This is a genomic window from Streptomyces sp. NPDC096152 (assembly GCF_044763235.1).
In the GTDB taxonomy this organism is placed as follows: domain Bacteria; phylum Actinomycetota; class Actinomycetes; order Streptomycetales; family Streptomycetaceae; genus Streptomyces.
The window spans coordinates 292126-302235 of the sequence record NZ_JBIWFW010000003.1; the positions used below are offsets into that span (position 1 = coordinate 292126).

The following is a 10110-nucleotide window of genomic DNA, read 5'->3' on the forward strand; positions in this document are numbered from 1 at the left end:
CTGGTGGTTTGGGCCGGCGCGGCCGCGGGGGGGTCTGCCTGTGTATTTTTTGTTTGTGCTTGGGGGGGTGGCTGCTCTGGGTGTGGGCCGGCCCCCCACCAAAAGGGGTGAACGGGCGTAACTTTCCCTGGCGGTTGACGTTCCGTCGCGCTAGGAGATCAGACGATCACAAAGCGTCAGACATCTTCACCAGTTCCCGCCGCGCGGCCCGCCGCCGGGTGGCGGCCTCGGGATCGAGGGCCGGCATGGCGGCCGGTAGCCGCCCGGTGTGCGCGTCCCGCGGGGACTCCTGCACCGCGCCGGGGCCGGACCATCCTCGACGGTCCGGCTCCGGCGCACGACCGCTGACCTGGCGTACGACGGCCAGGGCGTGCGCGACGAAGGCCGGCGCGAGCCGGAGTTCGCGCTGCAACTCGCCCAGCAGGGCGATCACCTGGGCCTGGGTGGTGAGCTCGAGCCCGGAGACGGGCTCGTCGCACACGATCACGCGCGGGTCCGCCGCGAGCTCCCGCGCGATGCCCACGCGCCGGCGCTGTCCGCCGCTGAACTCGTGCGGATAGCGCTCGTAGTGCGCCCGTTCGAGCCCCACGCGCTCCAGCGGTCCCCGTACACGCCCCCGGAGGCGTTCCTCATCCCGTTCTCCGCGAGCCCGCAGCGGGTCGGCGAGCCCGCAGCAGGTCGGCGACGGACTCGCCCACGTGCGGCGTGGGTTGAGGGAGGAGACGGACCCCGGGCGCCCCGAGGGCCGCGGAGACCGGCCCCTGTTCGGCCGCACGGCCGTGTCGACCCTGGTGCCGGCCGCGCCGTAGAGCCGACGGTCAACTCGTGGGATAGGGCCAGGGGTTGGGCAGACAGTGGATCCCGTCGTGGTCCAGGAACTTCGTCTGCTGCTGCATCACCGGCGCCAGCGCGCCGTCCTTGCCGCAGGAGACATGGCCGTGCCCGAGCCGGTGCCCCACCTCGTGATTGATCAGCATCTGCCGGTACGCGTGGATCTTGTCCCCGTAGGTCGCCGAACCCTGCGCCCAGCGGTAGGCGTTGATCATCACGCGCTCGGTGGAGGCCGAGTCGCACGAGACGTTGTCCTCGGTGGTGTCCAGACCGGACTTGGCGCACCACTTGGCGGTGGTGCCGGGGCTGGCCAGCGTGATCACGAAGTCGGGTTTGCCGGAGGAGACGCGCTCGAAGGTGCGGGCGCCGTGGTGCGCCCAACTGCGGTCGTCGTTCAGCGTCTTCTGCACGGCGTCGGCGAAGAGCTGTCCGTCGAGACCGAGTCCCTGCTCCACGTCCACCCGGTAGGTGTACTTCTGCCCCGTGCCGGGCGCCTTGGCCCCGCCCGGGACCGTGTCGAACGCCCCCGAGCCCGCGAAGGACGGGCTGAGCGGGTACTTCGTACCCATCTTCTGGTCGTACGTCAGCGCCGCCGCCTCCGGCGCGACGGACGGTGCGGCCGGGGCGCCCGCGCCCCCGGCGGCACGGGCGCCGTTCCCGTCGGCGGCGGACTGCGACCGGACTCCGGTGCCCGCGTGGCCGTCGGTGACCTGTCCGGCGACGACGACGGCGAGCACGGTGGTGACGGCGGCCGCCGCGATACCGGTGAATGTCCGCCCCTTGGTCCCCTTGGCCTGCTCGGGCTCGCCCGTGGGCGAGGCCGCGCCGTCGCGCGGCGCGACTCCGACCTCCCGCCCGGCCGGGGAGGCGTACGCATCGGCTGAGTGCACAGTTTCCACGGGATGCGCGTTGCCGCGGAAACGGGGGGCGAAAACGTCGACTTCGTCGAAGGCGTCGATGTAGGCCTGCCGGGGGCCGTTCGGCGGCGCCTGGCGCTGCCGGGGCAGGAAGGCGCCGGTTCCGACACCGGAACTCGTAGCGGCCCCGGCCCCGCCACCCGCACCGGGGCCCCCGCGTCCGCCTCGGTCACGCCCCCGCAACTCGCCCCAGCCGCCCCCGGCCTCCCGCTGCTCGGGATGACCGCCACGAGCCCGGGGAACACCCCGCGCGGGCGTGCCGTCGGGCAGGTGCGGGACGCCACGAGCGGGCGTGCCGTCGGGCAGCCGGGGTGCCGCATAGGCCTGCCCCGGTGCGGGGCCGCGCCCGGGCCGCGGCCCCGGCGGCGGTACGGCGCCCTGCCGGACCCCCTGCGGCACGGCACCCTGGGCCTGCCGAACCCCCGGCGCCGCTCCCGGACTCACCCCCGGGCCCGGCCGGCCGTCAGGCTCGGCGCGACCGTCGCGGCCGCCGTCCCGGGCCATGCGGCCGTCCCGATCGGCCTGTTCTGCGGTTGTCTCCGCGGTGCCGCCCTTGGGGGCGTTTCCGCGCCGGCTGTGGCGTCCCACCTGGCCCTCAGCCCTCCGTACCCGCGTCGTCCGCGCCGATCGCGCGGTCCGCACCGGGGGAATTCCCACCGGCGCCCTCCGAGCCTGCGGCATCGGCACCGGCGTTGGCGTCGACGGGCACGCCTCTCGCCACACCGGTCGCCATGCTCTCCGCCGCGCCGTCCGCCACGGCCTTCGCCGTGCGGTGGCCCAACTCCCCCGTCGCGGCCAGCAGTTCGCCGAACGCGCCCGCGACGGTGTCCGGGTACTCCATCATCGCCACGTGCCCTGCGTCCGGCAGCGTGACCAGCCGGGAGTCACGGAAGGCGCGGGCCGCCCGCTGGGCCATGCGGAAGCCGACGAGCTGGTCCCGGCCGCCGTAGATCAACAGGGTCGGCGCGAGGACCCGTTCGGCCTGGCGCCACAGCCCGTGCTGACCGCCCAGGGTGTACGCGTTGACGATCCCGCGCGCGGAACGCGCCATCGCGTCCCAGAAGTATGGCAGTTGCAGCCGCCGCTCCATCTCGTCCACGGCGTTGCGGAATCCCTCCGGCGTCACCCTTCCGGGATCCCCGTAGCAGAGCGCCATGACCCCGCGGACCCGCTGCTCGGCCGTCCACTCCCGGGTCAGCCGGTTGAAGAGCGCGGCCACGCCGGGGACCCCGAGCAGGCCGGTGGGCACGGCGGAGCGCTGGATGCGGAGTTCGGGCAGGGCGGGCGACACGAGGGTGAGCGTACGGACGAGGTCGGGCCGCAGCGCGGCAACGCGCGTCGAGACGGCACCGCCGAGCGAGTTGCCGAACAGGTGGACGGGCCCGCGCCCGGACGCGTCGAGGTGGCGGATGACCGCGCGCGCGTGCCCGCTGACGGAGTAGTCGCCGTCGTCCGGAGGCGGGGAGTCGCCGAAGCCGGGCAGGTCGAGCGCCTCGCCGTCGACGACGTGGTCGAGCAGCGCCATCAGCGCCGACCAGTTCTGCGAGGAACCGCCGAGCCCGTGGACGTAGAGCGCGGGGGACAGGCCCTCCCGCGCGGGTGGCCGTGACCGGACCGACAGCGTGACGCCCGGCAGCCCGACCGACCGCAGCCGCTCGCCCTCCTCGACCCTGACGGGCGCCACCTTGGGAAGGACGTTGGCGGCCGGCACGGAGGGCAGCTCGGTCGAAGACATGCGGCAATGTTACGAGACGATCACGTAGTGGTTCATGTGTTCGCCGTCACAGATGTCACGCGTGTGCTTGCGCGGATGGCGCACCTCCGCGGCCACGGATCGCATAGCGTCCGGATCGGGTGTCTCCTACGCTCGTACAGAGGGCACCCGTATGTGGCCCCTGCATCTTCCAGGGACAACCGTAGGAAGGGAGCCCGGCATGACATTCGACCCCACCGAACCCGAGACGTTCGAGGACGAGGGTGCCACGGAGATCGACGCGGAGGCCGCGGAGGGCGACGCCGTGGAGCAGCACGCGGAGGTCACGCCGGAGGGCGACGAGCCCCTCACGGAGGTGGAGGCGGACCGGGCGAACGAGGCCGACGTCATCGAGCAGAAGCGGGCCGTCTCCCTCGACGAGGACGACTACCGCTGACGTGCTGAGCAGGCGCGGCGCACACTTTGCCCGCTCCGAAAGTGATTGATACGTTCCACGATGCTTTCGCCATTGTCCGGTCCGTGAAATTCTGCGCTCGCACCGCGCACAGCAGGGTTACCGAAAAGTACGATGGCGGCGCGGCGCACACCGCATGTGGACGATTTTGGGAGGCGGCGTGACAGCCATCGAGCAGACAGAGGCGGCACGCCCGAGGGGTACGCGCCTGCCGCGCCGTGCCCGACGGAACCAGCTGCTGGGCGCCGCCCAGGAAGTATTCGTGGCACAGGGCTACCACGCCGCCGCGATGGACGACATCGCCGAGCGCGCCGGTGTCAGCAAGCCGGTGCTCTACCAGCACTTCCCGGGCAAGCTCGACCTCTATCTCGCACTGCTGGACCAGCACTGCGAGTCGCTCATCCAGTCCGTGCGCCACGCGCTGGCGTCGACGACCGACAACAAGCAGCGCGTGCGGGCCACGATGGACGCGTACTTCGCGTACGTCGAGGACGACGGCGGGGCCTTCCGGCTGGTCTTCGAGTCGGACCTGACGAACGAGCCCGCGGTGCGCGAGCGCGTCGACAAGGTCACGAACGAGTGCGCCGAGGCGATCTGCGACGTCATCGCCGAGGACACCGGCCTGTCCCGCGCGGAGTCGATGCTGCTCGCCTCCGGCCTCGGCGGCCTCGCGCAGGTGGTGGCCCGCTCCTGGCTGCACAGCGACCGCAGCGTCCCGCGCGACCAGGCGGTCCAGCTGCTCACGTCCCTGGCGTGGCGCGGCATCGCGGGCTTCCCGCTGCACGGCACCGACCAGTCCCACTGAGTCCGGGCCCTGAGCCCGGGCCCTGAGCGTCGACCCGCCGGGCCCGGGTCCTGAGTCCGGGCCCCCGGTCCGGCCGCCGAGAGCCCGGCCGCCGAGAGCCCGGTCGCCGAGCCCGGTCGCCGAGCCGGATCGCGCGGCCGGCGCTTCGTCCCCGTCGGTCTCTACCGTCGTCCGCGTCGGTCTGTTCCCGCCCGCTGTTCGCTCCTGGCGTTCTTCGGCGGAGCGTGTCCGTCCCCTCACCGGGCTAATGTGTGCTGGGTACGGCGCGGAAGGTCGCGCACTTCACTGACCGTCGGAGGGACATAGCCGTGGAGGTCAAGATCGGCGTGCAGCACGCGCCCCGCGAGATCGTTCTGGAGAGCGGTCAGAGTGCCGAGGAGGTCGAGCGGGCGGTGGCCGAGGCTCTGGCCGGGAAGTCCCAGCTGCTGACCCTCGTGGACGAGCACGGCCGCAAGATTCTGGTCCCGGCCGACCGGCTCGCGTATGTCGAGATCGGCGAGCCGGCCCCGCGCAAGGTGGGCTTCGGCGCGCTGTAGTCGCGACAGAGCGACGCGGAGCGGCGACACGCGGCAGGCAGGGAGAGGGGTCCGGCGGTTTCAGGCCGCGGGGCCCCTCTCCCGTGTCCCCGTCCGTGCGGCTCCGCCCCTCCTTCACGGGCGAGACACAAACAGCCCACGGGTGAGGGTTGCATTCCGCAGGTCAGGGGTATGACCGGCTACGACCGTCAGGCACCGGCCGTCCGCTCGGGAGGGACCCGTCATGTTCTTGGAAGCGTTCGGCTCCGCCGCGCTCGGTCTGCTGCTCGGATGGGCCGCGTTCCACCGGCTGTCCCACCGCCTGCCGTCCCGCCCGCTGGTGCTGTCGACCGGTGTCGCGGGCGCCCTCTTCGGCGACTTCGTCACGCACAGCGCGCTCGGCACCGACAGCGTCCTGCCGAGCCTCCTCGGCGCGGCCGTCGTCTCGGCCGCCTCCCTCTCCCTGCTGCTCCGCCCCGCGGGAAGACTGCGCCGGCGGTCGGCCCCGGCCTGAACCGGCGCAGACGCCGGCGCGTCCACCGAAACGGCTCCCGCGGGTGACGGTCCCCGCGGGGTGAAACGGCCCCCGCCGAGCGTCAGGCGGCCAGCCCCAGCGCGGCCATCCGCTTCGTGTGCGCCTCCGTGATGCGGGTGAACATCCGGCCGACCTCGGCGAGGTCGAAGCCGTCCGCGACACCGCCGACGAGCATCGTGGACAGCGCGTCCCGGTCGGCCACGACCCGCTGCGACTGCGACAGGGCCTCTCCCATCAGGCGCCGCGCCCACAGCGCGAGCCGTCCGCCCACGCGCGGGTCCGCGTCGATGGCCGCGCGCACCTTCTCCACCGCGAAGCCGGCGTGGCCGGTGTCGTCGAGGACGCCGAGGACCAGCTCGCGCGTGTCGGAGTCGAGGCGGGCGGCGACCTCCCGGTAGAAGTCGCTGGCGATCGAGTCGCCGACGTAGGCCTTGACCAGGCCCTCCAGCCAGTCCGAGGGCGCCGTCTGCTTGTGGAAGCCGTCCAGCGCGGCGACGAACGGCTCCATCGCGCGGGTCGGCTCCTCGCCGATCCCGGTGAGCCGGTCGCGCAGCCGCTCGAAGTGGTGGAACTCGGCCGAGGCCATCTTCGCCAGCTCGGCCTTGTCCGCGAGCGTGGGCGCCAGCTTGGCGTCCTCCGCGAGCCGCTCGAACGCCGCCAGCTCGCCGTACGCGAGCGCGCCGAGCAGGTCCACGACCGCAGCGCGGTACTGCGGGTCGGCGGAGGCCGTCGCCCAGTCCTGGGCGGCGATCCCGGTTCGGCCTTCGGGTGCGTCGGAGGAGTGGTCAGGCTTGTCAGAGCTCGTCATGAAGCGCACAATAGCCCGCTCGCCGCGTCACGGAAGGACCTGGTCAACCAGTGTGACGACGACTACGTGACCGAATCGGCCATCGCGTGTGCGCGATTCCGGGGTATGGTGGTAATGCGCCTGCTGAGTACTCCGACGTACCTCGACAGGCCGCACGCATGAGGATGCCCGGTCGGTGGCCCGATCGGCTCCGACCCGACAGCCCTCCCTGGCCGTACGCCACAGTGCGTACGACGACCGGAGGGACCTCCAAGCGGTACGAGCGCTAGAGCGTCGGCAGTGGTCCCGTGCCCTTACGGTCCGCCCGTAATGGCAGCCGACGTCCCCCAGGCACGGTCAGACACGACCCCCGCGCTCGCCTCGCACCGCGCACACAGAAGAGGCAGCACCCTGACTACGACTTTCCGAGAGCTCGGAATCCTCCCCGAGACGGCCGAGGCCCTTGAGGCCGTCGGCATCGTCACCCCCTTCCCCATCCAGGAGATGACCCTCCCCGTCGCCCTCTCGGGCACGGACGTCATCGGCCAGGCCAAGACCGGCACCGGCAAGACGCTCGGTTTCGGCCTTCCGCTCCTCGAGCGCGTGACCGTCCCCGCCGACGTCGAGGCGGGCCGCGCCAGGCCCGAGGCGCTCACCGACGCCCCGCAGGCGCTCGTCGTCGTCCCCACGCGCGAGCTGTGCACCCAGGTCACCAACGACCTGCTGACCGCGGGCAAGGTGCGCAATGTGCGCGTCACCGCGATCTACGGCGGCCGCGCCTACGAGCCCCAGGTGGAGACCCTGAAGAAGGGCGTCGACGTGGTCGTCGGCACCCCGGGCCGCCTGCTGGACCTGGCCGGCCAGAAGAAGCTGAACCTCAAGCACGTCAAGTGCCTGGTCCTGGACGAGGCCGACGAGATGCTCGACCTGGGCTTCCTGCCCGACGTCGAGAAGATCATCAACATGCTGCCGGTCAAGCGCCAGACCATGCTGTTCTCGGCGACCATGCCGGGCGCGGTGATCGGTCTGGCCCGCCGCTACATGTCGCAGCCCACGCACATCCGCGCCACCGCGCCGGACGACGAGGGCGCCACGGTCGCGAACACCAAGCAGTTCGTCTACCGCGCGCACTCCATGGACAAGCCGGAGATGGTCGCGCGCATCCTGCAGGCCGAGGGCCGCGGACTGGCGATGATCTTCTGCCGTACGAAGCGTACGGCCGCCGACATCGCCGAACAGCTCCAGCGCCGCGGCTTCGCCTCCGGCGCGGTCCACGGCGACCTCGGACAGGGCGCCCGCGAGCAGGCGCTGCGCGCCTTCCGCAACGGCAAGGTCGACGTCCTCGTCTGCACCGACGTCGCCGCCCGCGGCATCGACGTCGAGGGCGTCACCCACGTCATCAACTACCAGTCGCCGGAAGAGGAGAAGACGTACCTGCACCGCATCGGCCGTACGGGCCGCGCGGGCGCCAAGGGTACGGCGATCACGCTGGTCGACTGGGACGACATCCCGCGCTGGCAGCTGATCAACAAGGCGCTGGACCTCGGCTTCAGCGACCCGGCGGAGACCTACTCCACGTCGCCGCACCTCTTCAGCGAACTCGGCATCCCCGAGGGCACCAAGGGTGTCCTGCCGCGCTCGGAGCGCACGCGCGCCGGGCTGGACGCGGAGGAGCTGGAGGACCTCGGCGAGACCGGCGGCCGCGGTGCGCGCGGTCGCGGTGACCGCGGTGACCGGGGCGGGCGTGGCGGGCGGGACGAGTCCCGTTCCGCGGAGCGCGAGCGCCCCGCGCGTACGCCGCGCAGCCGGCGCCGTACGCGCAGCGGTGCGCCGGTGGACTCGGTGCCCGGTGGGACGCCGGTGGAGGACAACGCGCCGGTGGCCGGTGGGACCGCCGCGCCGGAGGACGGCGCGGCCCGCACCCCGCGTCGCCGTCGGCGGATGCGTGGCGGGGTTCCGGCGCAGCCGGTGACCTCGGAGGCGGGGTCGGAGTCGACGGCCACCGCGCCGGTCGGGACCGCCGTCGCGTCCCGGGGCGTGGAGCCCGCGCAGGCCGCGGAGGCGGCACGGGACGCCGTGACGACGGCGGAGGGCACGGCCCTCGACACCGCCGCGACCACGACGAAGCCGCGCCGCCGCCGGAACCGCAAGGCGGCCGAGCCTACGGCTTCGGCGACCGGGACGGCGGTGGCGGTCGAGACCGCCGGTGACGTCGAGGCGCCGGAGACCGTGGTGGCTCCGGAGACCGTGGTGGTCCCGGAGGTCGCGGAGCCGGCCGCTTCCCGACCGCGCCGCCACACCCGCAAGGCCGCGGAGACCATCGAGGCCACCGGGACCTTCCAGACCGCCGACACGGCCCGGGCCGCGCTCGCCGCGACCGAGGGCGCCGCGGAGGCGGCGGTGGAGCAGAAGCCGCGCCGCACCCGCAAGAAGGCGGAGGCCGCCGCCGAGACCGCGCTCGACACGGCCGAGGGCACCACCGAGCAGACGGAGCCCAAGCCGCGCCGCCGTACCCGCAAGGCGGTCGCCGAGACCGCCACCGCCGACATCCCGGCGCAGACCACCGAGGGTCCCGACGGCACCGCTCCGGTCGCGGGCGACTCCGCCCAGGCCGCACCGCGTCGGCGTACGCGCAAGACGGCCCAGGCGCCGGAGGCTCCGGCCGCCGTGGACGCGACGGCCGTCACGGGCGTCGCGGAGGCGGTGGCCACGGACGGGACCGCGGCGAAGCCGCGTCGCACCCGCGAGGCCACGGCCGCCGCCGAGTCCGCCGCCGACACGGCGGAGGGCACCGCGGCCAAGCCGCGCCGGACGCGGAAGGCCACGGCCGCCGCGGCGGAGGCTCCGGTTGCGGCCGAGGAGGCGGAGGCCAAGCCGCGTCGCAGGACGCGCAAGACCGCCGAGGCCGCCGAGGCCGCACTGGACACGGCCGAGGCCGTGGCGGCCAAGCCGCGCCGCACCCGCAAGGCCACGGCCGCCGCCCCGGAGGCCGTCGCCGACGCGACCGGGGAGGCCGAGGCCGAGGCCAAGCCGCGCCGCCGCACCCGCAAGGCGGTCGCCGAGACCGCCACCGCCGACATCCCGGCGCAGACCACCGGGGAGCCGGAGGCCAAGACGCGTCGCAGGACGCGCAAGGCCGCCGAGCCCGCCGAGGCGGCTGCCGCGGAGATGGCGGAGGCGAAGCCCACGGCACGCAGGACCCGCAAGACGGCGGCCACGGTGGAGCCCACCGAGGCCTGATCCGGCACCCGCCCGCCCGCCCAAACGGCCCGGCCCACATTCCGTGGTGCCGGGCCGTTCGGCTGTCCTGGCACCCCGGGGACAGCGCACCGCCCAGGGCACGCCCACGCCTCCGGCACACCGCGCACGCCCGGGAGCCGCCCGCGCGACTCCGGCACCGGCGCACTCACGGCACGAGGCCTCGCCTCGTCCCGTCCCATCCCGGCGCACCACTCCCTGCCCCACGCCCCGCCGCACGAGAGGCCGCCGAGCACGGCACCGACGGCAGCGGGACGGCGCCCCGGTCACCGGTACGCCCCACCCCGAAGGCCG

At 73.8% G+C, this 10110-nt stretch carries 8 protein-coding genes and 1 pseudogene; 5 read left to right on the forward strand and 4 right to left on the reverse strand.

What is annotated here, in order from left to right; all coding sequences use genetic code 11:
* Positions 1-166: 166 nt before the first annotated feature.
* The 3 genes and pseudogenes from ACIQ9G_RS11525 to ACIQ9G_RS11535 form a co-directional block, all read right to left on the reverse strand.
* Positions 167-724, reverse strand: a pseudogene (locus ACIQ9G_RS11525) (ATP-binding cassette domain-containing protein); the annotation flags it as partial.
* Positions 725-818: 94 nt separating this feature from the next.
* The gene (locus ACIQ9G_RS11530) at positions 819-2336 is read right to left on the reverse strand and encodes a DUF3152 domain-containing protein (protein ID WP_403608282.1); all 1518 of its coding nucleotides are present in this window, start codon (positions 2334-2336) and stop codon (positions 819-821) included.
* Between the two features lie 7 nt (positions 2337-2343).
* Positions 2344-3483 carry an alpha/beta fold hydrolase gene (locus ACIQ9G_RS11535; RefSeq protein ID WP_403608283.1) on the reverse strand — a complete coding sequence of 380 codons (1140 nt, stop codon included), beginning with the start codon at positions 3481-3483 and terminating at the stop codon, positions 2344-2346.
* A 199-nt stretch (positions 3484-3682) separates the two neighbouring features.
* On the opposite strand from ACIQ9G_RS11535, the gene ACIQ9G_RS11540 reads away from it, so the two are divergent.
* The 4 genes from ACIQ9G_RS11540 (at position 3683) to ACIQ9G_RS11555 (ending at position 5750) form a co-directional block, all read left to right on the forward strand.
* A complete protein-coding gene (locus ACIQ9G_RS11540) occupies positions 3683-3898 on the forward strand; it encodes a hypothetical protein (protein ID WP_402429020.1) in 216 nt (71 codons plus the stop codon).
* 178 nt (positions 3899-4076) lie between these two features.
* Positions 4077-4721 carry a TetR/AcrR family transcriptional regulator gene (locus tag ACIQ9G_RS11545; protein ID WP_356185846.1) on the forward strand — a complete coding sequence of 215 codons (645 nt, stop codon included), beginning with the start codon at positions 4077-4079 and terminating at the stop codon, positions 4719-4721.
* 308 nt (positions 4722-5029) lie between these two features.
* Complete coding sequence (locus ACIQ9G_RS11550) at positions 5030-5257, forward strand: DUF3107 domain-containing protein (RefSeq protein ID WP_356185843.1); 228 nt, start codon at positions 5030-5032, stop codon at positions 5255-5257.
* 223 nt (positions 5258-5480) lie between these two features.
* Entirely contained in the window at positions 5481-5750 is a 270-nt protein-coding gene (locus tag ACIQ9G_RS11555; protein WP_403608284.1) for a hypothetical protein, read from the forward strand.
* Positions 5751-5832: 82 nt separating this feature from the next.
* Here the strand turns inward: ACIQ9G_RS11555 and ACIQ9G_RS11560 are convergent, their stop codons facing one another.
* Positions 5833-6579 (reverse strand): ferritin-like domain-containing protein, encoded by a 747-nt coding sequence (locus ACIQ9G_RS11560; protein ID WP_356185838.1) that lies wholly within the window; start codon positions 6577-6579, stop codon positions 5833-5835.
* A gap of 309 nt (positions 6580-6888) precedes the next feature.
* Between ACIQ9G_RS11560 and ACIQ9G_RS11565 the strand changes: the two genes are divergently transcribed.
* Positions 6889-9798, forward strand: coding sequence for a DEAD/DEAH box helicase (locus ACIQ9G_RS11565; RefSeq protein WP_403608285.1), 2910 nt, complete (start codon positions 6889-6891; stop codon positions 9796-9798).
* Positions 9799-10110 lie beyond the last annotated feature (312 nt).

What these genes read in the sequence shown, in the direction of transcription:
- ACIQ9G_RS11555 (WP_403608284.1), top strand. Translation starts at nt 5,481, where the DNA reads ATGTTCTTGGAAGCGTTCGGCTCCGCCGCGCTCGGTCTGCTGCTCGGA.
- ACIQ9G_RS11540 (WP_402429020.1), top strand. Translation starts at nt 3,683, where the DNA reads ATGACATTCGACCCCACCGAACCCGAGACGTTCGAGGACGAGGGTGCC.
- ACIQ9G_RS11565 (WP_403608285.1), top strand. Translation starts at nt 6,889, where the DNA reads ATGGCAGCCGACGTCCCCCAGGCACGGTCAGACACGACCCCCGCGCTC.
- ACIQ9G_RS11560 (WP_356185838.1), bottom strand. Translation starts at nt 6,579, where the DNA reads ATGACGAGCTCTGACAAGCCTGACCACTCCTCCGACGCACCCGAAGGC.
- ACIQ9G_RS11535 (WP_403608283.1), bottom strand. Translation starts at nt 3,483, where the DNA reads ATGTCTTCGACCGAGCTGCCCTCCGTGCCGGCCGCCAACGTCCTTCCC.